The sequence below is a fragment of the Streptomyces sp. 11x1 genome (genome assembly GCF_032598905.1).
Classification (GTDB): Bacteria; Actinomycetota; Actinomycetes; order Streptomycetales; family Streptomycetaceae; genus Streptomyces.
Genome location: NZ_CP122458.1, coordinates 7,558,706 through 7,584,118, shown reverse-complemented (window position 1 = coordinate 7,584,118; position 25,413 = coordinate 7,558,706). Strand labels below are relative to the sequence as shown.

The window sequence follows — 25,413 nt, the reverse complement described above, 5'->3', positions numbered from 1 at the left end:
GGACGATGACGACCCCAGTCACCACACCAGAAGAGTTCATCGAACGGTGGCGGATCCCTCCCAACAAGCGCGTCAGCAACGTCCTCACCCCCACCGGCTTCAGCCTTCCGCCCGCCCTTCACGTCCTCGACGCCGTCCGGCGGGACGAGGAGGTGCGCTTCACCATCCTCGGAGACGAGGACTGGTCCGTACGCATGGACCGTACGTCGGCCTTCCGCACAGCCCCGGTCGAAGAAGTGGCCACGTGGACGTTCCGCCTCGTCCACTTCAACCTCACCCGCTTCTATGACGGACTCCTCAGCGGATTCCAAGAGCAGGTCATGGTCCCCTGGCGAACCCGGCTGTCGAGCTGGGGGTTCACGTGGCAACGGTGCGCGCCGCTGCTGTTCATCTCCACGGGCGGTGCCTCATCGACGTATCACAACGACAACTCGCACGGGCTCGTGTGGCAGGTCGAGGGCACGAAGACCTTCCACAGCTACAGGAACCCCGACAAGCACCTCACGGCCGAGGCCGCTGTGGCGGGCGAGACCACCGCAGAGGAACCGCCCGAACACGACCCGGCCGACCGCGAGTCCTTACGGATGGGGCCCGGTGACCGACTGTGGAGCCACGCCCTGACCCCGCACTGGGTAACCACCGAGTCCCCGCTCGCGATGAGCGTCACCCTCTCCCACGGCGGTCTGTGCCACCAAGGCCGCTTCGCTGACCGTGAACTGGCACTCCGCGCTTACTGGGACCAGCACCCCGACGAGGCGTGGAAGCTCGATCTGCGAAACGTTCGCTACTGACCAGGCCTGGGCCGCTGCACCCTCCAAAGGGTGCAGCGGCCCAGGCTCTTGGCGTGACTACGGGGTGAGCCGGTTCGGGCCACGGAACAGGAACGTGGCCTCCCGAATCGAGTCGAGGCCGAGCATCACCATCAGGACCCGCCCGAGCCCCATGCCCAGACCGCCGTGCGGCGGGCATCCGTACCGGAAGGCGTTCAGGTAGTCCTGCATCGGCTCGGTGCTCATCCCCTTCTCCGCAGCCTGCTTCAAGAGCACGTCGTAGCGGTGCTCACGCTGCGCACCGGTGGTGACCTCCAGCCCCTTCCACAGCAGGTCGAAGCTGAGCGTCACACCCGGGTCGTCCGTCGGCCGCATGTGGTAGAAGGGCCGGATGCTCGTCGGATAGTGGGTGACGAACACCCACTCATGCCCTGTCTGTTCCTTGATGTACGAGGCGATCCCACGCTCGCCCTCTGGGTCCAGGTCCTCTTTCACGCCGGCCGGGTCCCAGCCCTTGGCCCGCAGGATCTCCTGCGTCTCGGCCATCGTGATCCGCGGGAACGGCGTCGTCGGTACCGTCACTTCGACACCGAACGTCTCCTGGATCGCCTCACCGTGTGCATCGGCGACTTTGGCGATGGCATGCGCGAGCATCTGCTCCTCGAAGGCCATCACGTCCTCGACTCCGTTGATCCACGCCAACTCCACGTCCACACCAGTGAATTCCGTGGCGTGCCGGGAGGTGAAGGACGGCTCAGCGCGGAAGACGGGCCCGATCTCGAAGACCTTGTCGACACCCGCCGAGATCGCCATCTGCTTGAAGAACTGCGGCGACTGAGCCAGGTAGGCGGAGCGGTCGAAGTAGCCGAGCTTGAACACCTCAGCGCCTGACTCCGAGGCGGTGCCCATCAGCTTCGGAGTGTGCATCTCCGTGCACCCCTGCCGATAGGCGTACTCGCGCATCCCTTGCTCGAGTGTGGTCTGTACAGCGAAAAGCAGCTGCGCCTGGGGCCGGCGCCGCACGTCGAGGAACCGCCAGTCCAGGCGGTGTTCGAGTCCGGTCTGCTCGTCGATGGGAAGTGGAGTCTCTGCCCGGTTCAGCACCTCGACCGATTCGGGGATGATCTCCAGGCCACCGAGCTTCACGATCGGGTTGTCGACCACGCGACCGGTGATCCGGACTGCGGATTCCGGCGTCAGCCCCTCCAGCGCGGTCTCAACCTCGTCGCCTTCGCCGCCGCGTTTGTGAGTGACCTGCACCATGCCGGTGTGGTCGCGCACGACGACGAACTGCATCTTGCGTTGCAGGCGGAGCGTGTTCACCCAGCCCGACACAGAAACGGTCTGCCCGACATGTTCTCGCAGGCCAGACACCAGTACACGGCTAGTCATGTGGATCATCGCAGCCCTCCAAGGGGCGTCGTCATGATCCCTTGGGGGCGCGGACGAGAAGGGTACTCGCGGTGCCACCGCGCCTTTACCGCAGCTCAGAGAGCCACGGCCTCATTCATGCCCGATGACGGGGGCCGGCCGGCGGGGCATTGGGCCTTCAACGAGGCCGTTCCTCCCCGCGCTCAGGAGGGTCTTCACCTTGGGACGCAAGACCGCCTTCCCAGCTACCGGCGGCTCTCTCTGCTCGCGTGATCCCGCGGCTACTCGTCTCCTTCAACGCGTTGCTGCTGAGCATAGCGGGGTGGGCAGGGATGCGACAGCAAGATCGTGCCAACGAGCGGCCTGTCGGAGCGGCGTGCGGCCGTAATGACGGTCAGCCGCCATCCAGAACTTCAGAGTCCCCTGTCCCAAGGCGTCGTCACGTATCAGATCCGGACGCCCTCAACGAGATACCCGGCAGGCCACTCTCTCTCCGCAGAGCCGACTACGCGAGAGGATTCGCCTCCATTTCATCATCGTATTTCTTGGGTGATATCACGGCGGTGATTTTTGGTCGACGCGATCGTGTTTTACGCTGCTTTGGCCAGGTCTTCGCATCGATTCGGCCCACGCAAAGAATAGAAGAATTTTCGTCGACTGCTTTCGCGATAGAGAGTCCATGCATTCACGAGCAATCGACGCATGTGAACACCAGTCACGAGATATCGTCCCGTTTCCCACCGACCCTGCACGAGTAACTCAGGGAAAGGAACTCCTTCAATGGAAGGAATATCCACGCCCGGAATTTCGGTCGAGGTCGTCTCAACTCTGCCATCGAAAGCACCCGACCGCAGCATCAAGCACGTCTTCAAAACGTCAGACATGGCTACCTTCGAAGCCGTGCAACTCTGGGAGGGAGAGCACCAAGCCTATTCTGTGTGCATGTCGGCCCAGGCGGGTTGCAGGTATGGCTGCGCACATTGCGCTACCACCTTCGCACGGACTCCCTTCGTTCGAAATCTGCACGCGGAAGAGATTGCCTCTGCAGTAGGGCAGCTGAAGCAACAGGTAGGTCCTCAGCAAGGCCCCCTCATCTGGGTCGACTTCGCTGGAGTCGGTGACGCTGCCGCCAACTGGAACCACGTCACCACCGCCGCGAAAACGATCGTCGACCAGAGAATGGCTCGACAGGTGAAGGTAACCAGCATCGCCCCGCAGGCCTGGGTGCGAAATCTCCTGAAGCCCAATTCCTGGCTGCCGGATCGCCTCATGTTCTCGCTGCACGGCGCCAACGCCGCTCAGCGCAGGGTGGTCATCCCCCGAGCGGACGACCCTTCGACCGTCTTGCCACTGTGGGCAGCTGTTGCTGAAATGCGCCCGGTGGTGCTGAACTACGTTCTCTGCGAGCACAACACGCGGCCCGATGACGAAGCAGCGCTGACCGAGCTGCTCGCTCCCTACGCCGGGCGCTTTCTCATACTGAGGCTCTCCAGCTTCAATCCCGTGCACGGCAGCCCGCTGCTCCCAAGCGCGAGGGAAGAGGAATTCATCGCCGCTCTCTCCCGAGATTTGACCGGCTGGACGGTGTCCCACCACTTGTCTGCTGGCAGGGAGACGGCCGCTGCGTGCGGGCAACTTCGGGCCGAAATCCTGGATCTCGCTCCGCCGACCAAACGCCCAGGCATCTGACGACGACACACGAGCACTTGGGCGAACTCCCCAGCAGCCACACCCAGGCCTGCCGTAGCCGGCCCTGGTGAAGAGCTGCCCTGTCCTCCGACCTCCCCGTAGCCGGAGGACAGGGCCTCACCACGGCATGCGTCAGGATGCTTCTGGCTCAACGTTGCGGGACGGCGCTGCCAGGAAACCGCCCGGGATCCACTCCCGCAGAACCTCGGGTACCGCCACGGTGCCGTCGGCCTGCTGATGTTGCTCAAGAAGCGCAGGCACGAGACGGCTCGTGGCCAGGCCGTAGGCGTTCAGCGTGTGTACGAACGCCTACCGACCCGACCGGGGCCGGTAGCAGATGTTGCCGCGCCGGGCCTGGTAGTCGCCGGCGTTCGACACCGGGCTGGCCTCGGCATACATCCCGATGCTGGGCAATCACACCTCTGGAGGCCAGCGTGTAGAAGACCGGCCGCCGACCCTCCACACGCTTCGCCGTCGCCTTGTGAGGCAGAGACGGCATGGTGAATCTCGCTGGCGGCCACGTGGCCGTTGGCCTCACGCTTGCGGAATGCCGATCGTCATCACCCCGAGGCCGCCGTACCACTCCACTGCCGCACGCCCCCAGTGGAACGACCTGCCCCAGCGTGTCCGCGAACTCATCGCCCGACGACTCGGGGGCAGCGTGGCCGCCCGACCGAGTGCCGGAAGCGGCTTCACCCAAGGCTTCGCCAGCGTGATCACCGGAACAGGCGGCACCCAGTTCGTCAAAGCCGTCAACAGCGCAGACTCTGCACACATCGCCGACTGCTACCGGCGAGAAGCCAAGGTCAACCGGGCCCTGCCCCAGGCGGTACCAGCGCCTCGACACCGGTGGAGTGAGGAACTGGATGGATGGGTGATCCTCGGGTTCGACGCCGTTGAAAGCGGCCGTATGCCCAGCTCGCCGTGGAGGACCCACGAGCTCGCAACCAGCCTCGACGCATACGCGACCGCAGCCGAGGCACTGTCCACACCACCCGCTGCATTCCAGCAGGTCGGCCTGAAACCACTCGGCGAAGATGGTGACTTCGACGACTGGCGGCTGCTTGCCGCCGGCACCACAAGCGCCACAGTCCTCCCCACATGGGTCCCGACAGGCCGACTGGACACCCTGGCCGAGCTGGAATCCCGGTGGCGGCAGGCCGTCGCTGGCGACGCAGTCCTCCACCACGACCTCCGCCAAGACAATATCCTCGTCGACGCCAATGGCAGTGCGTGGATCTGCGACTGGAACTGGCCTTGCCTTGGCGCTAGTTGGTTCGACCTCGTACTCCTCCTGGCCACAGCACACGCTGATGGCCACGACGCCACCACTGTGTTCAGGAAACACCCCACAGCTCGCGGAGTCGACAGCGATCAACTCGATGCCGCTCTGGCCGCGCTCTCGGGCTTCTTCCTGGTCTCCGGCGCACAACCCCCAGCCGATTGGTCGCCGCACCTGCGTCAGCACCAAACATGGTGCGGAGAGGTCACGCTGCGATGGCTGGCGGCCCGGCGCAAGTGGCTGCTATGACCCCACCAACTGATCAACCTGGCACACCAATCGGCTGACGAAAGCGGGGGTCGAGTCAGCACCAGAGCCCATCCCACTGCCGCCCATGCCGAACACGGCCGACGACGTGCTCCCGGAGGACGATTGACGGCAGCAGATGGTGCCCGATCTTGTTGAAATGGCCTCACGCGACAGCCGCATATGGGACCTGCGGCCACGTGGTTCCGCGAGTTTTGTTCCCGAAGAGGGGTTCTTCGATTCATGCCGGGTATCACGGTTGCGATGTGCACAGGGAATGGCGGGAAGTATCGTACAGCCCAAGAGCATCTTGCGCCTTGGGGTGTTGAAGTGGAACAGGTGGCTTTGGAGCTGGATGAGATCCAGACCACGTCAGTTGCGAAAATCGCGGAGCACAAGGCCCGGCAGGCTTACGCGGCTCTCGGACAGCCGTTGTTCGTCGAGGATTCAGGCTTCTATATTGAGGAGCTCGGTGGTTGGCCGGGACCGATGGTGAAACAGGCTCTGGAGGCTTTCGGCCCCGCCGGATTCACCCATCTCGCGGACCTCACTGAGAAGCGGACCTGCCGTTTCGCGAGTGCCGCGGTCTACGCGGACGCCGACGGCGAGTTGCACACCTTCGCGGACGACACCCGCGAGCCGGGAACGATCGCGATGGCACCAGATCGTGGGCACGGTTCACGATCCTGGTCCGATCTGTGGTCAATCTTCGTGCCGAAAGGAGCCACCGCGACACTGGCCGCTTTGCCGGAGGCTGAGCAGAACCGCGTGTTCGCCGAGTGGGGAAAGCGCTCGGTCGTCGCAGCCCTGGGCAAGTGGCTGGCACAGTCACAGCGGCATTACTGAGGTGATATCACTTCAGGGATAGAGAGCCAGGCTGCCTGTGGTCCATGGTGGACGTCCGCCGCCTGCCGGGCTCTTACTGGATTTCCCGGTTGCTCTGCCGGGCTGCTTGGTGAAGTCGGCGAGCGATCCATCCACTTGCGAGATCGCGTTGACACACTAGCTTCTGCCCACCGAGAGGTCCCAGCTATGTCGCGCCTGTTCGAAGAATCGCCCTACGCCTTTACCGTCCCGCCCCTGGTTGAGGCGGTGCCGGCTGCACGAGACAGAATTGTGAGCCGTGCAAGGCGGCTCGGGCTGGCCCTGAACGAGGAGCTGGCCCAAGACTTGAAGTTGCTCACCGGAGAACTGGTCGCGAACTCGGTCATGCACACGCGGGCCGCGTGCGTTGTGTCCGTACGGTGGACCGGACAGCGGCTCCGCGTGGAAGTCACCGACGTCGACCCCACTACGGTGCGTCTGTCTCAAGCTCGGTCCGCGGACGAGAATGGGCGCGGTCTCTTCCTCGTCTCAGCGTTGGCAACGGAGTGGGGATCACACCCCTGTGCGGCGGGGAAGAAGACCTGGTTCGAGCTGACGGTTCCCACGTCCGTGGAGGACACCAAAACCGGGATGCCCTCACACGATGAAGCACCTGCTGACCGCGCGGTCTTCAACCGCGCGGTAGACACCCACTCCGCCGTAACAGAACCCGCGCCAATCGCCAGTGCATGTACACGAGTCGAGGACCAAGCGGCTTGAGCTGCTTCGAACCAGGCAGAAGTGGTCAGCCAGCGAGTTCCTCGACAGCCGCATCGACCCGGGCCAGGATGCGATCCTTGCCGAGGACCTCCAGGGACTCGAAGAGCGGGAGGCCGACCGTGCAGCCCATTACGGCGACGCGTACCAGGGCTTGGGCCTTGCCCAGCTTCAGGCTGTGCTCCTCGCCGGCGGCCAGCACCAGCTCCTTGAGGGACTCGGGGCTGGTCCAGTCGGCCGCCCCTAACTTGGCGCGGGCCGTGGTCAGGAGAGCCACCGGATCGCCCTTCATCGCACGCCACCGATCACGGTGGACGCTCGCATGAAGTCGGTAGTACACCGTCTCACGCCGCCCCTCGTCGGGCACACCGTCGTGGTTGCCGACGTTATGGGCGAGCAGCACGCCGCCCGCGCTACCGAGACCTGTGACTCTGCACTTCAGACGGCGAGTTGAGCATTGGTGTGCGACTGGGCTCGCACACTACTGACTTCGGCTCGTCAGGGTGAATGTGGATCGTCGAGGGCCAGGCCGGTGCCTGCTATGAAGCCGTCGAGGATGCCGGACCGGTACTGAAGGCGCTTGAGCCGGTTGCGTACGAGGGCTTCGAGTCGGTCCAAGGCGACGACCGCGAGGTTGGCCAGGCTGCGCTTGACGTGCGCCCACACCCACTCCACGGGGTTGAGGTCGGGAGAGTACGCGGGCAGCAGGAACACCGTCAGCCACTCACGCTCGGCGATCAGCTCACGCATGGCGCGGGAGACGTGGGTGTTCAGCCGGTCCCACACCAGCACGATCGGCGCCTTGACGAGCTGGTGGACGCCGTCGATCAGCGCGATGAAGTCGCGCTCGCCCATGCTGCGGCGCTTGCCCTTGCCCGCGCGGTGGGTGCGCAGGCGATGGCACAGCCGGGTGCGGAAGCCGGGCCGCATGGCGATCAGCCCGGCCACGGACAGCCGTCCCGAGCGGCGGCCGCTGACGGTCACGACCGGGGTGTGGCCGCGCCGGCCCCAGGTGCGTCCCCTGGGCGGCCGGCGGGTGAAGCCTGCCTCGTCCTCGAAGCAGATGTAGCCCCCACAGGCCGCCCGGGCTCTTTTACCTCCGTCCAGGTCGCCTCCTTCCACGCGGTGACGGCCTGCTCGTCGCGTTCGGCGACCCGCCGTGCGGGGACCTGCGGGCTGAAGCCGAGCCGGTGCATCAGCCGCGTGGCACCCGAGACGCTGTAGGAAATGTGAAACTTCCTGCCGATCAGCGTGGCCACCCTCGCCGCGGTCCACACCTGATCCTCCGTCCAGCCATGCGCGGCCGGACCCTGCTCCAGATATCCGGCGAGCATCTCCAGACAACGCGGCGACAGGCGACACCGGCCCCCACCCGGTCCTCGCGAAAGCAGCTCGTCGACACCGCCTCGCCGCCACAACTGCTGCCACTGATAAGCCGACTTCAGACTCACACGCAGCTGCCGGGCTACCTCGGGCGGCTTGACCTGCTGAGCGAACAGCTCCGCCGCCTGTATCCGCACCGCTTCCCGGCGCCGCCGTGCTGCAGGCGTCAGCCCGCCCCCATCCGCGTATCTCACACACCACGGACTACCGACAACGCCACACCCACATCAGCAGGTTCAGCAAACATCACCCTAACGAGCCGAGATCAGTAATGCCCCCTCCCGCTGACGTTGCGGCGGTGCCAGAGTGGGTGGCATGGGCAAACGCCGTAAGAACGGCCCGCTCGGGCCTGGGTCGGGAACGCCGCCATCCTGTGCCGTGGCTCCGGGACAGGACAAGGCCTTGTTCGCCCGCGACGAGCTGGCCAATCGGCTCATCCGGGAGCTTGCGGACTGGCGCACCTGGGAGGCATACCGCGAGCGGTATCTGTGGGACGAGTACAACGACGGCATCACCGATCCTGACCCGTGCGAGTTGCGCCTGGTCGACCTCGTCGTGCCCACTCCCCTGGAGCACCCCTTCGTGGCTGCGCTGCTGCAGGAACTCGGTGTGTACGCCGCCGAATACGCCACAGGAGAACAGGCTGCTGTGAAGGCAGTGGCGGTGTACGACTCCTGGGCACCGCAGCAGCCGAAGCGGGTTGTCCGCATCCATGGCGGCTGGTGGAGCCTGATCACGCGGTACCCGCGCGCCGGCCTTAACGAAGTCGGGCCTGCGGTTGTGCTTATGGACGGCATCATCGACGCGCACGACATCAGTCCCGCACCGGCCCTGCCCGGATATCTAGAGACGATCATGGCTGCCGCTCCGGACCAAGGCCGCCCCGTTCCGGATGAGCCGGACGCCTGGTTCACGTGACGGCCCAGCGTGGTCGGCCGGTGCTCGGAGCCGCATGAACGGGCCGTGCTCAACCTGCCAACTCGCCGAATGAAGCGCTCAGCCACACTACCTGTGTCGGCTCGCTGAGCTCGATCTTCGGATAGGGGCCAGGTTCATCTCCTCGATCTGAGCCAGGGCGTCCTCGCCGCGTTCAGCGAGGTACTGCCCGAAACGCAGTTGGGTGCCCGGCCAGACCGACAGGTTCCCCCGGTGCCGCCGGCCGTGATCGGTGAGCCATTTGCCGGTCAACAGCGAGAACACCCCCGACTTCCGTCCGGTTCACCCGGCGTCAGGCCGTCGACGTGTGGCCCACCCGGCCGAGGCGGCCAGGGCGGGATCGTGGTGGCCACCTGCGCGAAATCGGGGTCCTGGACAGACAGATCCGTACGCAGTAGCTGGCAGGCGAGCTTCCCGGTGTCCATCTCCCAGCAGAAGTCGAGCTACCCATGGCGCTCAGCCCCGCCCCGCAACCTGATCTCGCTTCTGATTGCGCCTCAACCAGGCCAGGCCATAGGCAGAATGGGCCGATGGACGCTGGACTGGCCGCACTGCTCGGCGCCGCCGTAGGCTCACTTGCCACCCTCGGCTCCGCGATGGTCACCGGGCGCGCGGCGGCGCGCTCGCAGCTCGCCCAGTGGCGCCGGCAGCACCGCCGGGACGCTTACGCGAACTACCTCGGCGCGGTGTACGACCGTGATGTCGCCCTGGACGCAGTGCGCGACGCGCTGCGGGCGGACCGGCCGGATCTGCGGGACGTCGACGAGAAGATGGAGCGCTTCGCAGCCCAGGTCCGCACCGTCCACCGAGCCGCTGAGCTCGTCATCCTCGAGGGTCCGCCTTCCGTGGTGGATGCGCTGTACGGTGTGGTCCACGCGGCGGACGACCTCGCCGAGGTCATGCGACGGATGGTGCGTGATGCCCACGCGGAAGACACCTCCCGCAAGGCCGCGAACACTGCGCTCGCCGCCGAGCGGGAGCACCTGCTGTACCAGGCCGTGAAGGGCCTCCGAGCAGCGGCCGCCGACATCCTCGGCAATAGCCGGATACGCGTCTACTAGTCGCGCTCCTGGGCGCACCGGAGGTTCGCCAAGGGGGGTCGTTCAGTGCTGTGACCTGCTGCGCCGCTCGGTGCGGGCTGATCAGTGGAGTCGAAGACCAAAAACAGCCACTCATCGCGTAGCGACGCCGTATACGCCCTCGACGGGGCGGCACTGCCTGCACACTCAACAAACATGCTGGGCATCATCACCAGGCTTCGGCTGTCGGCCCGTTACGCGACCACGCTGCTGCGGGCGCTGCTCGTGCTTACCCACACCGAAGTCGCACGCCCTTGGGAGCAAACAACCGCCCGCGACCAGTACCAGTATGAGATCGCTGACTCGCACCAGCCCCAATGACCTGCGGGTTCGAAGTTGGAGGAGGCTTATTCCTCATCAGGCCGATTCACCCCACTCCAGAAGCGGCCTTGAGGTGGGTGGTGAGATCTTGGAGCGTGGTCCATGCGTCGGCCTCGGTTCCGTCCCCCAGGAGGTAGTGCAGGGCGGGGTGCCTGTGCGTGCCGAGTTGTCGCGGGCGCAGGGCGAGGGGTGGTCGTCGGGCGTGGGTGAGGCCGATGGCGTTGACGTCTCGGGCGCCGAGGGTGAAGGACACCGGGATGGGCGGGGCCTCCAGACGCGGGGTCAGCGTCAGGTCCGCGCGGGCTGCTCGGAGCGTGGTGAGCATCGACACCAGGCCGTGCTCGTCGACCAGTGCGGCTGCAAGGGATTCGACGGCGTCCAGAGGGACGTCCGCAGCGGAGGTGTATCCGAGGGTGAGCGTGATGTCCTGGGCGACGCTGGCCTTCGTACGCGCTGTGCGGAGTGTGGCGATGGACGGATGATCCGCTGCGCCGATCGCGACAAGATGAGTCGGAGCAGGCGACCGGTCGCGGGCCAGATCCGTCAACTGGCGCGGTGACCAGGGCAGGTTGACCGGCTCCGACGTACTCCACCCCAACGGCGCCGAGCCCGTCAGATGGCGCCAGGCGGTCTCCAGACCGCGGCCGAGGACCAGGTCGGCGGTGGGGGCGTGGAGCGTGCGGAACGTGAGGGTCAGCTGGCGTTCCGGGGTGGGCTCGGTGTGGCGGGTGAACGCGTCGGCGACCGTGGTGCCGGTCGGGAGAAATGTGCCCTGCTGCCAGGCGAGGGGGACACCGGACAGGCCGTCGTAGTAACCGCCGGCCGGGTCCTGGACCACCCACCGGTTGGGGGCGCCCCGCAGCGCCGTGCGCAGGGGGAGAGTGAGCCGGGCTTGGGGCGGGGTGACCAGGTGCAGGGCTCGGCTGGTGGCGCTCGTGGTGCGGAGTACTTCGGAGAGCCAGGTGGTGAAGGCGAGGACGGGGCGGTCGGAGATGACGACCGCCGTGGAGTCGGTCAGGACGTCGACCGAGGGAACGGTGGGAGCGGAGGGGGCGACGACCTCCTGTGCGTCATCGGCCGACTGGTCCTGCGGGATGGCCACCACGCGTGTCGTACCTGCGGCGCGTGGCCACACTGTCCCGCCGAGCAGCGTGGTCAGGCGTCCGCACAACGATTCAGCGAGAGCTTCTGCTTCGGGTACCGAGGTCGAGGCGCGCGTCTCGGTCCACCAGTACGGCGGCGGGGGCGCTGACACATCGGGGCCGAGGAGGCGTTCCGCTTCGCCGGGTATGTGGACCAGGAGCGGCGACTCGACGGAGACCAGCGGACGGCCAACGCTTGTGCACAGTTGAAGGACGCCGCCGTCACCGGTGGAGGTCAGCCCCAGGTCGAGGCCGCCTGCTGAGAGGCCGGCGATCAAGGAGCGGGTGTCCGGCATCTTCGGGGTGAGGGCTATGACGTCTTTGGTCACGTCGGGAACTCGCCCACCCAGGAGCGTTCGAGGAGGTGCTTGGGCAGGTACGCGGATTCGACGTCGACCGGGATGTCCGCGTCGAACGCCATGCAGGCGACGGCCAATGGGGCCAGAGCCACCAGGCCTTCGCTGCTCTTTGACCGTGTCTCGTTGTCGGTCCAGTACTCGCGATGCCAGGTGAGTGCTTCCGCCAGAGCCGTGTTGAACGGCTCCGGCTCCTGCCGCTGGTAGCGGTGGAAGATCTCCAGCGGCGGGTAGAGGATTTTCAGCATCAGTTCGGCACTGGCGATGTGGGGGGCTTCGGGGTCCGTCCCATCAATCGCGGCGGCCAGGGTGTTCCAGGTTTCCGGGCGGCCGAACCAGGCGTTCTGCAGGGTCTCCACCCAGGCGTAGATGTACTCGTCGAACTCCACACCTGATGCGCGCAGGAATGAGACGGGTACACGGGCGAGTTGGTCGAGACGCTCGTTCTCCCGGCAGATCACCGCCAAGTAGTACGTGGTGAGCCAGTTGCCGGCGTGCAGATACTCCTGCGGGCCGGTTGCCGGAAGGTTCTTGATCTCACCTTTTCCTCCGATACGGCATGGGACAGGGCCTTCCGCAGCCGCTCCAGAGATGAACAGGCCCGATCCGACCTGCATCGCGGTGACCCAGGTCTCCCACGTCGAAAATTCCTCACCCGAGGGATCCGTCAGGCAGTTCCATTTGGCGACAGTCAGTGAATAGTCCAAGGCATCGAAGCGATCGAACTCTGACGTTTCGAGTTCAGCAAGTGCTTCGTCGTTGCTTTGGACGATCGGCGCCATGGCTTCGGCCACGTTGTCCACGGGGAAGTCGTGACGGGAAATATGGATGACCACGCCCCTCCCTTTCTCAGTTGATTTTCATGTGTTCGATCACGACGCCAGCATAGAGGGTGCCGTCCGGCTCCTGGACCTTGACCAGGACGTACTGCAACTTCCTGTCCTTCAGCGCCTGTCTGAACTCTCGCGCGAGTTCGGCGTCCCGACCGCCACGTTTCGTCATCTCGCCCAGGATGGTCCGCAGGTACAGATACGTTCCCTGCTTCACTCGCATACCGGCCGCCCCGCCGTCGTCGCCGACGTGCGGTCGCCCAGGATCCTCGGGGTCGGCTCGTCCCTGTCGCCATTGGAGATCGTTTCCCGGCGCCTTGTCCTCAACGATCAGGATCTTGTCGTCCTCAAGCCTGTATGCGCCGTCGAACATGTGGGCCCCGGTGGGCGTCTTGGGGAGGTCGATCTCCTGAGCGTCCGGGAACTCCCGTCGAACGGCGTGGAGCCTGGAGGCGTCCTCACCCAGCTTCTCGGAGATCTTGCTGTTCGGAGGCACGTCTCCGAGCTGTTTTCCATAGGCCTTTTGAGCAGCGGCAAGGGCCTCGCGGTTCGATGTCGAGGGCGTCTCGTGGAAGGCCTTCTGCGCGTTCATGAGGTCCATATAGGCGCGACGGTCAGCGGTCCTTCTGTCGAGCCTCGGAAGAACGTCGTCGGGGGCGGTACTCCGCGGCAGCGGCTTCGCACCGAACCGGGTTTCGGACGGACCACTCGGCAGGTCGTGCTTGGCCACGAAGCGCCCTTGCGCATCCTTCGCGAGCTGGGGAAGTTCGACGCCGTCCACCAGTCCGATATGGGGTCTCCTGCGTCCGAGGGTGTCGTAGTGCTTCTTGCGCCACTCCGGGTCTTCGTTGGCCCTCCGGACATGCTCGTCCTGAATGGCCTTGCGCTCGGCAGGAGTCAGCTTCCGCTGTCCTTCGTCACGGGAGCCGTCGCCGTCCGCCCGATCCGCCCGATGCTCATCGGGCCCTGCCGACCGTGTGGCGCGGTCATGCGGCCCGCCATGTCCAGGTCCGGAACCGGTTGGGGTCCCCCTGCCCGTTCCTGGACCGTCTCCCGAACCATGCCCGACACCGTTGCCCGGAGCGCGCTCGCCCGTCCGGCCCACGTCGGCGACGGAATTCGTCCCCGCGTGAGCACCGACGAGTTCTGGCTCCTGGGTTCCTGTCACCGGGGCGCGAGACGTGGAGTCGTCCCCGGCGCGGGCGGCGGCCGACGGCTCGGCCTTGGCCTGGGAGGCGTGCTGGTGAAGGGTGCCGTCGGCGTTGAGCAGGTGGCCCTTGTCGGTGAGGTAGACGACCCTTCCGGTCGCGTCGTCGACGTACGGGATCGCGTTGTCGGGAACCTTGGGCGACCGGAGGGCATCGCCTCGCTCGAGCAGGTCCAGTGTTGCCCCGGAGTCCAGTCTCTTCAATGTGCTGAAGGCGTCACCGACTTTGACGTAGGCGAACTTGCCCGCCTTGCCGACATACGTGAACGGGTCGACGGCCCGGCCGACCTTGCCCACGACCGACACGGCACGAGCCGCAGCTCCGGTCCGGCCGGCGCCGGTTGCCGCCGCGCCCGCCCCTTCGGTGCCCAGCAGGCCCAGGACGTTGAAGCTGACGGCGCCGGCCGCGCGGGCCGGGTTGCTCTCCCACGTGTCCCAGGCGACGAATCCCTTGACGGTCTGCTTGTAGGTGGTGCGGGAATCGCGCAGCCACGAGGGGAGTTTGTCGTCGGGCACCAGCCACCAGGTGCCGAGGGTGGCGCTGGTCAGGAAGGAGGCAGTGCCGAGCTTGGCCAGGCCCGTCCACGCCTCGCCCGCCGCGTCCGAGCCGTCCGCGCCGAACAGGGTGCCCACGCCATGGACCGTGCCCATCACACCGTCGGTCCAGAAACCGTCCCAGACCTGCCCGGACGTGTGCGTGAACCAGTCCCAGCCCTCGTACTCCTGCTCGACAGCCGCGCCCCACGGGGTCTCCCCGGCGTGATCGAGGTCCTCGGCGCGATAGCCGTACATGTTCTCGCCGTGCGAACCGTCATCGACGGTGAGCGTGGTGCCGCCGACGAGGGCGGTGATCTTGTTGTGGCAGGCGCGTTCAGCGGCCTGGAAGGCGGCGACTGTCTGGTTTACCTCGCGCCATAAGCCATTGTTGGTGTCGACCTTGTCTTTGTCCTTGCGCCAGTCGTCGTCCCCCGCGACCGAGTCCACGAACGTCCGCGCGTCCGCCTTCAGGGTGGCCAACTTCTCCACCAGCGGCCTGACTTCGACACCATACTCATCCAACGCGCCAGCGACCTTCTCCAGATCGTCCGCGAACGCGTCCGCCTTCGCCTTCACCGGCTGCGTGGAGGAGAACAGGTCATGGGCCTCCGGGGCACGGTAGAAGGCCGACAACCCCTGGAAGGCGGTGTGCAGATCCGCGCCCGAAGCCCGGAACTGACCCGCGTTCGCGTACAGCAACATCACGTCGATGCCAAGGGTGGACAGATCCCCGAGGAACTGCGGTATCCCCGACGGGTCGATCAGCTTCGCCTCGTCCGCCATCACTGACCCTTGGCCGGCGAATCGACCCCAGGCAGCTCGACCTTCGGTTCCTTGGCCGCTTCACGCTGTGCGTTGGCCGCCAGAGTCAGGTCGCCCTCGACGTAGTGCCCGGTGGCCTCCGCAGCCCCGCTCAGCGACTTGGACGCCCGCTCGGCGATATAGAGCAGGTCACGGCTCCACTGCTGCAGAAACTCCCCCAGCGCCGCGCCCACCACGCCAACGGTGCTGGTGTAGGGCCCGTACTGACTGGTGATCATCCCCGCCGCCGAGGCGGCCTCGTCCAGGTTGCCCTGCATCGCCGAACCCGCCTCCGACAGGTTCTTCCCATGCGTACCCGACGTCTCCAGAACACCGCGCACCCCGACCGGGTCTATGTCCCACCCCGTCACACCGCTCTCCCAACCCCCGTACACGCCAAGAGCCACCCGATACAGAGCGTCAGCCCCTGCCGCCGCACCGACTGTCCCGACAAGACGAACGTCTCATCGATCATCGAACATGCTCTCGCGTACGCCACTGCGGACACAACATCGTGCTGCGGCATGAGGCTGGAACCAGTCACTTCACACGGCGAGAACGGGCGCCTGCTCGCCCCCCTTCAACCGAAGCGTCGCCACTACTTCGCCGACATCACGTTGTCTACACAGCGCCCCACCGTGCTCGCTTCGCCGCAAAAGCCGCGCAGTGTACCGCCGAGCAGCCAGTTCTGAGGCAAGTGCCGCCCGAACGGAGAGGCAGGTGCCTGACCTTGGCGAGGCTGGGTGACCACGAGGACCGAAGCAGCAGAACAGCCGTGCATTCGACAGTCGCGCCCACAGGCCAACGTCTCTGCCCCAGCCTTTCTGCAACAAGGAGAGAAGCGTGAGCATCATCGCAACAACAGCTACTGAGAGCGACGAGGACTTCCCCGCCCGGGCCCTCCAACTTGCCGACGCCCCCTCGATGCCCCCGACCGAGGCAAGCCTCGAGCCCAGTGACCGGCAGCCGTGCACTGTCCACCCAGACTGGTGCACAGAAACCGGCAACCACTACGACCACTTCGGAACCCTGCACACCGTCAAGGGCAATGACGGCCGGGAGCTGCTGAATGCGCACCTTCTGGATCTGTCTGGTTCGAAGCCGATCATCGGTCTGGCCGACACGGACACGACTGCGGCCGAGGCCCGCGTCAAGGCGACGGAGCTTCGCAGGTTCGCCGACGAGCTCGAGACCCTCGCGGACAAGGTGGAGGTCTCCGCCAGCCACGAGCCATCGGGCACTCCGCAGATGACCGCCTGCCCCGCCGGCGTCTCGTTCTGCGAGGAAACCCCAGGGACCACGAGGACCCGCGCGAACACCTCCACCACGGCCCGCTAATCGCCATGGGTGCTCACCGCCCTTACGCCTGTCAGCGCAGGGACGGCATCATGGCGTTCCAATTGTCCCAGGTAGACGACGAAACGCCCGGCCTGGACTTCGTGGCCGGCGGCGACTGGCCGACGCTCGACCTCGGAGAGGTCGACGAACTGATCAGCGACACGAGCGCGCACCTGGCGAAGCTCCGGGCCGCACGTACGCAGCTCGCGTGCCTGGTATCCGGGCGGACCGGCGAGACGGCCGCAGCGCTTGACCGCACCTGGATGTACGACGACAGATACGGCACCCGGCACACCGTCACCTGCCCGTCCTGGTGCACGACGGACCACACCTTTGAAATGAAGGGCAGGCCCCACCCGGCCGACGTACACCACCAGATGTACGGCGCTGTGGCCTCTGCCGAATACACCGAGGCCTACGAGGAGTACGAGTCCTGGCAGGTGCTCTGCGCACACCTCGCCGTAAGTCCGGACTCGACAGTCAGCCCGGCCTACCGAGTCCCGCACGTACTGGTCGAAGTAGCCGCCGACATGTACACCCGCCCGATGGGTCCGGACCAGCTGGCCGAGTTCATCGAAACGGTGGCCGGGCAGCTGGACGAGCTTCGCGCCATGCACCCTCGGCTCACCGCAGCCCGCGCCGAATGGGCCGCGCGGAACGACACGACGGCCGACGCCGAGGCCGCGTAACCCCGCCGGGCCAGGACCGCCACGATGCCCGCGGCTCCAGCGCCATGCTCCAACAGCTGTCGCGAACACCCAGCTCAGAGGCGTCGCCCGCCCCTCCGCTCCAGGGACTTTTCAGGGACTTTCAGCTCTGTCCGAGGGACTTCCGAGGGACTTTTTGCCGCCTAACACGGCAAGCTCCTGAAAGATCGGAAAGGGCCTCCGTCGCAGATCAGAGGCCCTTTCGCAGGCAAAGCCGCAGGTGGCGGCAGACGAGTCGGGCTGTACGCCGGGTTCTGTCGCCCGGCTGCCTCGCGGCGGCCGGGGAGACGGCCATCCATCTAGGGCCGGCGTTGCCGCCAGCCTCGTGCGGTCTACCCGCGGACTCGGGCGGGCAGCCCTCGAACGTCCGCGCAGGGCCGCTTTTCACGGCGGCCCCTCTTGACCTTGCTCCGGGTGGGGTTTACCTAGCTGCCCAGGTCACCCTGGGCACTGGTGGTCTCTTACACCACCGTTTCACCCTTACCGTGGACCGAGGTCCCCGGCGGTTTGTTTTCTGTGGCACTGTCCCGCGGGTCACCCCGGGTGGCCGTTAGCCACCACCCTGCCCTGTGGAGCCCGGACGTTCCTCGGGAAGCCCCCTAGGGGGACTCCACGCGGCCGTCCGCCCGGCTCGTCTGCCGTGTGGACCATGCTACCCGGCGGCCGCCACCCCTCGATGCCGGTGACGCCGACGACGCCGTCGCCAGGAACGAGCCCGCCAGGATCAGGGCGAAGGACGACAGGATCGCCGGGGTCAGCCGCTCGTCCAGGAACACGGCTCCCGCCGCCACCGCCACCGCCGGGTTGACGTACGTGAAGACCGTCGCCCTCGTCGGGCCCACCTCTCGGATCAGTTCCAGGAAGGCGACGAAGGCGAGGGCTGTGCAAATCACGCCCAGGGCCGCCAGGGAGATCAGGGCCGGGGAGGAGGGGAAAGTCGACGGGCGGGTGAGGGTCGCCGCGGGGGCGTAGACCAGCGCCGACAGGAGTAGGACCGGGGCTATCAGTTGGAGTGTGGGGACCTGCTTCAGGTGGCGGGCCATGATCAAGGGGGCCGTCGCGTAGCCGATCACCGTGATCAGGACCTCGGTGAGGGAGAGGACGTTTCCGCCGGTCAGGTGGGGGACGGTGAGGATCCCCACGCCTCCCAGACCCAGGGCCAGGCCCGTCATGCGGCGGGCTCCCAGGTGTTCCGTGTCGCCGAAGAAGCGGGCCAGGAGCACGCTCACGATCGGGACGCCCGCGATCAGGAGGCCGGCCGTGGAGCTGGAGAGGTGGCGTTCGGCGTCGGTCAGGGTCCACCACGGGCCGATGACCTCGATCACGGCGAACGCGAGCATCGGGCGCCAGTGCTGTCGGACCACGCGGGTCAGGTTCCCCTGGCGGATCGCGAAGGGGAGCAGGAGGGCCGCACCCAGGGCACAGCGTACGAAGACGACCATGGACGGGGAGACCTCGTCCACAGCTACTTTGATCATCAGGTAGGGGATGCCCCAGAGGACTCCCATCAGGGAGAAGAGGAACCAGCCGCGTGCAGTCATGGGGGAAGTTTCGGGCAGGTCAGCGGCGTCGGTCTTGAACGCTGTTGCGGTACGCCGCCGGGGTCACTCCCAGCACCTTCCTGAACCAGCGCGTCATGTGCGCCTGGTCCGCGAAGCCCACCTGGACCGCCGCTTCCGCCGGGCGGGCGCCCGCCTCCAGCAGGGCCCGGGCCCGCGCCACCCGGTGCTGGGCCAGCCACGCGTACGGCGGCATGCCCATCGTCGTACGGAAGGCGCGGAGGAGTTGGTAGCGGGAGAGGCCCAGGTCGGTGGCGAGGTCGGCGAGGGAGGGGGGAGCAACCAGCTCATCGGCGAGGCGGTCGCGTACGGCGAGGGAGATCGAGTCGGCGCCGGGGAGTCTGTCGGAGGTGAGGCGGGACGTCGAGTGGCGGCGGGCCAGGGCCGTGAGCAGCCAGGGCAGGCGGGACTCGGTCTCCAGCGGGTCGGGGCAGGTGCTCAGCTCGGCGTGGGCATTGCTCAGGGCGGCGGCGAGCTCGGGGTCGTGGAGGAGGGGGTCGCGGAAGTGCGGGGTGCCGCCGAGGATGCCGTCGGTGAGCAGGGCGGGGGCCGGGTAGAGGGCGCGGTAGGCGTAGGTGCCGAAGGCCGACTCGCCGGTGTGGACCTCGCCGGGGGCCAGGACGACGATCGAGCCCTCCCCCACCGTCAGGGCGCCGCCCCGGTAGTCGATGTACGAGGCGCCCCGGACACAGATGCCGATGCTGAATTCCTCGTGGGTGTGCGGGGCGTAGCGGTGGCGGTCGAAGCGGGCGGTCAGGAGGTCCAGGGGGCGGTCGGGACGGCCGAGGGTCGCACGGGTCCATCGGGTCTCACCACGTGTGCTCACCTCTGCCCCCGCTCCACTCCGCCTCGCCCCGCCCCGCCCGGTCCTTCAGGCTACGCCCGGCGGGGCAGGAGGAAGGGGTCAGAGGAGTCAGAGGAAGTCAGCGGACGTCAGAGGAAGTCCGAGGTCTCCAGGTCGAAGGCGAACGGTTCGGGGAGGGTGAGCGGCTTGCCGAAGGGGACGGTGCAGCGTTGGCGGTAGTCGTCGTCTCGGGGGTCGCTGAGGAGTGTCGCCTCGGACGTGTCGCGGTCGATGAGCAGGTAGAACGGGATGCCGCCACGGGCGTAGCAGCGGCGCTTGACCTCGCGGTCGGCTTTGGGTCGGGTGGAGGTCACCTCCAGCACCATGGCGACTCCCTGGCAGGGCATCCAGGGGTCGGCACCCCGGTAAAGGCGCAGTACCTGGGGCGCGAACGTGCCATCAGGAATCACATGCTCCTCCGGACAGCCCTCCGTCCTCCCGAGCTTCAGCCCCTTGTTCCCGCTGAAATCCATGTCGGTCCGGGAGCGCCTGATCACCTGCTTCATGATCAGATTGATGTAGTCCTCGTGATCCCCGTCTGGCGGCGGCGTCACAACGATCTCCCCCTCGACAAGCTCAGCCCGGAATCCCTCCGGGGTGTCCAGGGCGAGAAAGCCCTCCAGCAGGACGTCTTCCTGCGAGAGCGGCTCGTGGGCCATGGCACTCATGTCACGCCCCTCCTTCTTCGGTCGCTCGCCAGACTGGGACATCGGCTGATCACCTGGCCCTGAGATCGGGAACCGTTCCCTCGATCGTGGCACATGATCCCGGTCACTGTCCGTCGCCGGGCCCGACGCTTGACCCTGCCGCAGCGTCAACGTTTCTACTGGTCGTATGCGGATCGGAGAACTCGCCGCGGCCGTCGGGGTCACCCCGCGTGCCGTGCGGCACTACCACCATCTCGGACTGTTGCCGGAGCCGGAGCGGCGGGCCAACGGGTATCGGGACTACACCTTGCGGCACGCGGTCGTGCTCGCGCGGATCCGGCGGCTGACGGAGCTGGGGCTCGGGCTGGCCGAGGTACGGGATGTGCTCGCGGACGACGCCGGGCGTGAACTCGTCGAGGTGCTCGGTGAGTTGGACGAGGATCTGGCCCGTCAGGAGGAGGAGATCCGGAAGCGGCGGGGGCGGTTGCGCGTGCTGGTGGAGGACGCGCGTGCCGGGCGGCTGCCGGCCGAGGGGCCCGTTTCCGCTGAACTCGCAGCGTTGTTCGGCAAGTTCGGGTCCGCGCCGCACTCCCCGATGGCCGCCAAGGACCGGGAGGTGTTCGCCCTCCTGGAGACGTCCGCCACGCCCGAGGCTCGCGCAGAGCTGCTCGCCTCGCTGGAGAGCATGATGTCGGCCCCGGGCGCGGTGGAGCGGGTGCACGAGGCGTACGCGCTGCTCGACGCGCTGCTCGACGCCGAGCCCGACGACCCCCGGGTCGCGGAGGCCGCCCACGTCCTCGCCGGCCTCATCCCGCAGGAGATGGTCCCGCAGGACACCGGCATCGATCTCGACGACAGCGGTGGCACCGGCAACGGGACCGGCACCGGCAGCTTCCTTCGTGCCTTCTACGCCGATTTCGCCCCGGCCCAGGCGGAGGCCATCCGCCGCACGCTCCGGATACTGAGGGAGGACCGCCCATGAGGTCGATCGAGAGGATGTACAGGGTCGCGCGCTCTCTCGTGCGTCATGAACTTCTGCTTCTGGCCAGCCTGTTGCGCTGGGTGGCTCGGCGGCCGCACGGGGTCGGGGCGGAGGGTGCGCGGGCCTTCGGGTACGCGCGGGGGCAGGGAGCCATGATGTTCGGGTTCGGCTTCGTGTGTGTCGTCGAGACCGTGACCATGTCCGTCCTGCTGCGGGACTTTCCGCTCGTGCACTCCGCCTTCCTCGTCCTCGACCTCTATACGATCCTCATCGTCGCCGGGCTGCACGCCGCCTCCGTCACCCGCCCGCACGTCCTCACCAACACGACCCTGCGGCTGCGCCGCTTCGCCACCGTGGATCTGCGCGTCCCGCTGAGCACCATCGCCTCCGTCCGCCGCGAGTTGCGTACGACGCACGAGAAACAGGACGGCGAGCTCAACATGGAGGTCGGGTCGCAGACGACCGTCACCATCGAGCTGGTCGAACCCGTGGCCTACTTGACGTTCTTCGGCCGCCGCAGGGAAGTGCGCCTGGTGCGCTTCCACGCCGACGATTGCGATCACCTCGTAAGCCGGATCATGGATGCGCGGCTCGCGCCGGACCCCTGGCTTTCTTGAGCCCCGCCCCCCACCCCGTACGCTGTCGCGGAGCCCCGAGAACAAGGAGTACCCGTGCTCGTCCTGCTGCCCCCGTCCGAAGGCAAGGCACCCTCCTCGGGTGGCGCTCCCCTGAAGCTGGAGGGGCTTTCGCTGCCCACGCTCACGGGGGCACGGGAGGCGGTCGTCGGTGAGCTGGTGGAGTTGTGCTCCGGCGACGAGGACAAGGCACGTGAGGTGCTCGGGCTGAGCGAGGGGCTGCGCGGGGAGGTCGCCAAGAACGCGGAGCTGCTGACGGCGGGGACGCGGCCGGCCGGGCAGGTCTACACGGGCGTGCTGTACGACGCCCTCGGCCTGGCCACTCTGGAGACCGCCGCGAAGCAACGGGCGGCGCGTTCGCTGCTGGTCTTCTCGGGGCTGTGGGGCGCGGTCCGGGTGACGGACCGGATCCCCTCCTACCGCTGCTCGATGGGCGTGAAGCTGCCCGGCCTCGGAGCGCTCGGCGCGCACTGGCGTACGCCGATGGCGACGGCGCTGCCCGAGGCCGCCGGTGACGGGCTCGTCCTCGACCTGCGGTCCTCGGCGTACACGGCCGCGTGGAAGCCGAAGGGCGACGTGGCCGGGCGGACCGCGACCGTGCGCGTGCTGCACGCGCCCACGCGCAAGGTGGTCAGCCACTTCAACAAAGCGACCAAGGGCCGCATCGTACGGAGCCTGCTGTCCGCCGGGATCGCCCCCGAGGGCCCGGCGGAGCTGGTGGAGGCGCTGCGGGATCTCGGGTACGTGGTGGAGGTGGAGCCGCCGGCCGGTGCCGGGAAGGCGTGGACGTTGGATGTGCTGGTGGACGAGGTTCACTGAGGCCCCCCAGGTCGTTGCAGCATGCGCAATGGTCGTTGTGCATGCTGTTCCGCACGGGCAGGATGACGGCATGTCCTCATCGCCCCAGCCGTCGTCGCATGCCTCTCCGTCCTCGCGCGGCTCCGTCCTCGACCTGGCGCCCGTTCTGCCCGTGGTCGTAGTCGACGACCCCGCCGACGCGGTGCCGCTCGCGCGGGCGCTGGTCGCGGGCGGGTTGCCCGCGATCGAGGTGACCCTGCGGACGCCGGGCGCGCTGGATGCCGTACGGGCCATCTCGGCGGAGGTTCCGGGGGCGGTGGTGGGAGTGGGTACCGTCATCACGCCCACGCAGGTGAGCGAATCCGTCGCGGCGGGCGCGCGTTTCCTGGTCAGCCCGGGGTGGACGGAGAAGCTGCTGCGGGCGATGCGGGAGTCGGGGGTGCCGTTCCTGCCCGGGGTGTCGACCGCGTCGGAGGTCGTGGCGCTCCTGGAACGCGGGGTGCGGGAGATGAAGTTCTTCCCGGCCGACGCGGCGGGCGGTACGGCCTACCTGAAGTCGCTCGCCGGGCCGCTGCCGCAGGCGCGGTTCTGTCCGACCGGTGGGGTCGGGCCGGGCAACGCGCCGGAGTACCTCGCCCTCCCCAACGTCGGTTGTGTAGGCGGTACGTGGATGTTGCCGGCCGATGCGTTGGCCGCGCGGGACTGGGCGCGGATCGAGGGGCTGGCGCGGGAGGCGGCGGGGCTCCGGGACCGCCCGCCCGCCGCGGATCCTTCAGCGCAGATGTGACGTGTCGTTGAGGAGGCGGAGGCTGGCGTTGCCGTCGGCGTAGTACGCCAGGGCCGACAGGGACGCCGCCGAGAGTTCCATGCGGAACAGCGACTCCGGGGGTGCGCCGAGAGCCAGACGTACGAGGGTCTTGATCGGGGTGACGTGCGTGACGAGCAGGACCGTACGGCCCCGGTGCGTCGCGATCAGCTCGTCGCGGGTGGCAGCGACGCGGTGGGCGACGGCCTCGAAGCTCTCGCCGCCGCCGGTGGGTTCGGCGTCCGGGGAGGCCAGCCAGGCGTTCATGTCGTCCGGGTAGCGCTCCCGCACCTCGCCGAAGCTCAGGCCCTCCCACGCGCCGAAGTCCGTCTCGCGCAGCCCGTCCTCGACAGTGACCCGCAGTCCCAGCCGGGCCGCGACGATCGCCGCTGTCTCCCGGCAGCGGGCCAGCGGCGACGACACGACTTCTTGGATGGTGCCGCGGGCGGCTAGGGCCGCGGCGACCCGCTCGGCCTGGTACCGGCCGACCTCGGAGAGGGACGGATCCGAACCACCGCTCCCCGAGAACCGCTTCTGGGGGGTGAGGGGCGTCTCGCCGTGGCGCAACAGCACGAAGGTGGCGGGGGTGCCGAGATCGGGGGTGGCGGAGGCGACGTTCCTGGCAGCGCGGAGGTCGGCGGCGGTCTTGGCGGCCTCGGCGGCACGTGGGTCGGCGGCGGTCCGGGCGGCCCTTGGGTCGGCGGCCTGCCGATCGGCGACGCGTGGATCGGCGACGGGCTCAGCGGCACGCAGGTCGGCTGCAGGCGCGGCAGCGGTGCCGGTGGCGGCACCGCTGCCGGTGGCCGCACTGCTGCCGGTGGCGGCACCGCTGCCGGTGGCCGCACTGCTGCCGGTGGCGGCACCGCTGCCGGTGGCCGCACTGCTGCCGGTGGCCGCACTGCTGTCAGCACTGGTGCCGGAGGCGGCGCTGGTGCCGTTCTTGGCCGCGCCCGCGTTCCTGTCCGCCGCCCCGCCCCGGCCCTCCGCCAGCGCCGCCCTCGCCCTCGCCGCGCCCGCCGTCGCGTCCCCGGGCGGGCCCGACGGCTCGGGGACGGCAGCTGCCGCGGCGGACCGGGCCGCGCGTGTGTCCAGGTCCGCCGTGGACGCGGCGGCCGACCATTGTTCGCCCCGCTTGCCCGCGTCCATCGCCTCGTTGGCCAGGCGGTCTGCGTGCTTGTTCTGCTCGCGCGGGATCCACTCGTACGTCACGCGGCCGGGCGGGAGGACCCGCGCGGCCTCGGCGGCCAGCGGCTTCATGTCGGGGTGCTTGATCTTCCAGCGGCCCGACATCTGCTCGACGACGAGCTTGGAGTCCATCCGGACCCGGACGGCGGCCGCCGGGTCCAGCTCGTACGCCGCCTTCAGGCCTGCGATGAGCCCGCGGTACTCGGCGACGTTGTTCGTGGCCACCCCGATGTACTCGGCGGCCTCCACCAGCGTCTCGCCCGTCACCGCGTCGAGGACGACCGAGCCGTAGCCCGCGGGCCCCGGGTTGCCCCGGGAACCGCCGTCCGCCTCGACGATGAACTCCCGCATGCCGAAAGCCCTTTGCCGCTCCTGTGCCGCT

At 67.8% G+C, this 25,413-nt stretch carries 24 protein-coding genes, 1 other RNA gene and 2 pseudogenes; 14 read left to right on the top strand and 13 right to left on the bottom strand.

What is annotated here, in order from left to right:
- Positions 1–5 precede the first annotated feature (5 nt).
- The gene (locus P8T65_RS33320; protein WP_316728901.1) at positions 6–791 is read left to right on the top strand and encodes a hypothetical protein; all 786 of its coding nucleotides are present in this window, start codon (positions 6–8) and stop codon (positions 789–791) included.
- A 57-nt stretch (positions 792–848) separates the two neighbouring features.
- Here the strand turns inward: P8T65_RS33320 and aspS are convergent, their stop codons facing one another.
- Complete coding sequence (aspS, locus tag P8T65_RS33315) at positions 849–2,171, bottom strand: aspartate--tRNA(Asn) ligase (protein ID WP_237310482.1); 1,323 nt, start codon at positions 2,169–2,171, stop codon at positions 849–851.
- A gap of 750 nt (positions 2,172–2,921) precedes the next feature.
- Between aspS and P8T65_RS33310 the strand changes: the two genes are divergently transcribed.
- The 4 genes from P8T65_RS33310 (at position 2,922) to P8T65_RS47440 (ending at position 6,942) form a co-directional block, all read left to right on the top strand.
- Positions 2,922–3,830: a hypothetical protein gene (locus P8T65_RS33310; protein WP_159026105.1), complete on the top strand. Its 909-nt coding sequence runs from the start codon at positions 2,922–2,924 to the stop codon at positions 3,828–3,830.
- Positions 3,831–4,377: 547 nt separating this feature from the next.
- On the top strand, positions 4,378–5,361 hold the full coding sequence (locus tag P8T65_RS33305; protein ID WP_316728900.1) for a phosphotransferase: 984 nt from the start codon (positions 4,378–4,380) through the stop codon (positions 5,359–5,361).
- Positions 5,362–5,601: 240 nt separating this feature from the next.
- Positions 5,602–6,204: a non-canonical purine NTP pyrophosphatase gene (locus tag P8T65_RS33300; RefSeq protein WP_316728899.1), complete on the top strand. Its 603-nt coding sequence runs from the start codon at positions 5,602–5,604 to the stop codon at positions 6,202–6,204.
- 186 nt (positions 6,205–6,390) lie between these two features.
- A complete protein-coding gene (locus P8T65_RS47440; RefSeq protein ID WP_399101239.1) occupies positions 6,391–6,942 on the top strand; it encodes an ATP-binding protein in 552 nt (183 codons plus the stop codon).
- 25 nt (positions 6,943–6,967) lie between these two features.
- On the opposite strand, the pseudogene P8T65_RS33295 reads toward P8T65_RS47440, so the two are convergent.
- The 3 genes and pseudogenes from P8T65_RS33295 to P8T65_RS33285 form a co-directional block, all read right to left on the bottom strand.
- Positions 6,968–7,237: pseudogene (locus tag P8T65_RS33295) on the bottom strand (glutamate--tRNA ligase); the annotation flags it as partial.
- Between the two features lie 200 nt (positions 7,238–7,437).
- The gene (locus tag P8T65_RS33290) at positions 7,438–8,004 is read right to left on the bottom strand and encodes a transposase (protein WP_316731811.1); all 567 of its coding nucleotides are present in this window, start codon (positions 8,002–8,004) and stop codon (positions 7,438–7,440) included.
- Entirely contained in the window at positions 7,920–8,459 is a 540-nt protein-coding gene (locus P8T65_RS33285; protein WP_316728898.1) for a winged helix-turn-helix domain-containing protein, read from the bottom strand. Before P8T65_RS33285 ends, P8T65_RS33290 begins: the two co-directional genes overlap by 85 nt.
- A gap of 265 nt (positions 8,460–8,724) precedes the next feature.
- Here P8T65_RS33285 and P8T65_RS33280 point away from each other — a divergent pair, with 265 nt between their 5' ends.
- From P8T65_RS33280 to P8T65_RS33270, 3 genes are all read left to right on the top strand, one after another.
- Positions 8,725–9,240 carry a hypothetical protein gene (locus tag P8T65_RS33280; RefSeq protein ID WP_316728897.1) on the top strand — a complete coding sequence of 172 codons (516 nt, stop codon included), beginning with the start codon at positions 8,725–8,727 and terminating at the stop codon, positions 9,238–9,240.
- 548 nt (positions 9,241–9,788) lie between these two features.
- The gene (locus P8T65_RS33275) at positions 9,789–10,319 is read left to right on the top strand and encodes a proline dehydrogenase (protein ID WP_316728896.1); all 531 of its coding nucleotides are present in this window, start codon (positions 9,789–9,791) and stop codon (positions 10,317–10,319) included.
- A 174-nt stretch (positions 10,320–10,493) separates the two neighbouring features.
- Positions 10,494–10,658: a hypothetical protein gene (locus P8T65_RS33270; RefSeq protein WP_159026104.1), complete on the top strand. Its 165-nt coding sequence runs from the start codon at positions 10,494–10,496 to the stop codon at positions 10,656–10,658.
- 46 nt (positions 10,659–10,704) lie between these two features.
- Here the strand turns inward: P8T65_RS33270 and P8T65_RS33265 are convergent, their stop codons facing one another.
- Genes P8T65_RS33265 through P8T65_RS33250 form a run of 4 tightly spaced genes read right to left on the bottom strand, consistent with a single transcriptional unit; the run spans position 10,705 to position 15,902 of the window.
- Positions 10,705–12,129: a DUF6177 family protein gene (locus P8T65_RS33265; RefSeq protein ID WP_316728895.1), complete on the bottom strand. Its 1,425-nt coding sequence runs from the start codon at positions 12,127–12,129 to the stop codon at positions 10,705–10,707.
- Positions 12,126–12,992, bottom strand: coding sequence for an immunity 49 family protein (locus P8T65_RS33260; RefSeq protein WP_316728894.1), 867 nt, complete (start codon positions 12,990–12,992; stop codon positions 12,126–12,128). The genes P8T65_RS33265 and P8T65_RS33260 overlap by 4 nt, the downstream gene beginning before the upstream one ends.
- 13 nt (positions 12,993–13,005) lie before the next feature.
- Positions 13,006–15,513, bottom strand: coding sequence for a hypothetical protein (locus tag P8T65_RS33255; protein ID WP_316728893.1), 2,508 nt, complete (start codon positions 15,511–15,513; stop codon positions 13,006–13,008).
- On the bottom strand, positions 15,513–15,902 hold the full coding sequence (locus tag P8T65_RS33250; protein ID WP_316728892.1) for a DUF6507 family protein: 390 nt from the start codon (positions 15,900–15,902) through the stop codon (positions 15,513–15,515). The genes P8T65_RS33255 and P8T65_RS33250 overlap by 1 nt, the downstream gene beginning before the upstream one ends.
- Positions 15,903–16,374: 472 nt before the next feature.
- On the opposite strand from P8T65_RS33250, the gene P8T65_RS33245 reads away from it, so the two are divergent.
- Positions 16,375–16,869, top strand: coding sequence for a hypothetical protein (locus P8T65_RS33245; RefSeq protein WP_316728891.1), 495 nt, complete (start codon positions 16,375–16,377; stop codon positions 16,867–16,869).
- A gap of 50 nt (positions 16,870–16,919) precedes the next feature.
- Positions 16,920–17,558, top strand: coding sequence for a DUF6907 domain-containing protein (locus P8T65_RS33240; RefSeq protein WP_316728890.1), 639 nt, complete (start codon positions 16,920–16,922; stop codon positions 17,556–17,558).
- Between the two features lie 245 nt (positions 17,559–17,803).
- Here the strand turns inward: P8T65_RS33240 and rnpB are convergent.
- The 4 genes and pseudogenes from rnpB to P8T65_RS33225 all read right to left on the bottom strand — a co-directional run bounded on the left by rnpB (position 17,804) and on the right by P8T65_RS33225 (position 20,638).
- An RNA gene (gene rnpB / locus P8T65_RS33235) (RNase P RNA component class A) lies at positions 17,804–18,210 on the bottom strand.
- A gap of 127 nt (positions 18,211–18,337) precedes the next feature.
- Positions 18,338–19,054 (bottom strand): annotated as a pseudogene (locus P8T65_RS47435) (DMT family transporter); the annotation flags it as partial.
- 82 nt (positions 19,055–19,136) lie between these two features.
- Positions 19,137–19,961, bottom strand: coding sequence for an AraC family transcriptional regulator (locus tag P8T65_RS33230; RefSeq protein WP_316728888.1), 825 nt, complete (start codon positions 19,959–19,961; stop codon positions 19,137–19,139).
- A gap of 107 nt (positions 19,962–20,068) precedes the next feature.
- Positions 20,069–20,638 (bottom strand): Uma2 family endonuclease, encoded by a 570-nt coding sequence (locus P8T65_RS33225; protein ID WP_316731810.1) that lies wholly within the window; start codon positions 20,636–20,638, stop codon positions 20,069–20,071.
- Between the two features lie 175 nt (positions 20,639–20,813).
- On the opposite strand from P8T65_RS33225, the gene P8T65_RS33220 reads away from it, so the two are divergent.
- The 4 genes from P8T65_RS33220 (at position 20,814) to eda (ending at position 23,828) form a co-directional block, all read left to right on the top strand.
- Complete coding sequence (locus P8T65_RS33220) at positions 20,814–21,608, top strand: MerR family transcriptional regulator (protein WP_316728887.1); 795 nt, start codon at positions 20,814–20,816, stop codon at positions 21,606–21,608.
- Entirely contained in the window at positions 21,605–22,225 is a 621-nt protein-coding gene (locus P8T65_RS33215) for a hypothetical protein (protein WP_316728886.1), read from the top strand. Before P8T65_RS33220 ends, P8T65_RS33215 begins: the two co-directional genes overlap by 4 nt.
- Positions 22,226–22,279: 54 nt before the next feature.
- Entirely contained in the window at positions 22,280–23,062 is a 783-nt protein-coding gene (yaaA, locus tag P8T65_RS33210) for a peroxide stress protein YaaA (RefSeq protein WP_316728885.1), read from the top strand.
- Between the two features lie 70 nt (positions 23,063–23,132).
- Complete coding sequence (gene eda, locus P8T65_RS33205) at positions 23,133–23,828, top strand: bifunctional 4-hydroxy-2-oxoglutarate aldolase/2-dehydro-3-deoxy-phosphogluconate aldolase (protein WP_316728884.1); 696 nt, start codon at positions 23,133–23,135, stop codon at positions 23,826–23,828.
- Here eda and P8T65_RS33200 read toward each other — a convergent pair.
- Entirely contained in the window at positions 23,814–25,382 is a 1,569-nt protein-coding gene (locus tag P8T65_RS33200; RefSeq protein ID WP_316728882.1) for a bifunctional RNase H/acid phosphatase, read from the bottom strand. The genes eda and P8T65_RS33200 overlap by 15 nt on opposite strands.
- Positions 25,383–25,413 lie beyond the last annotated feature (31 nt).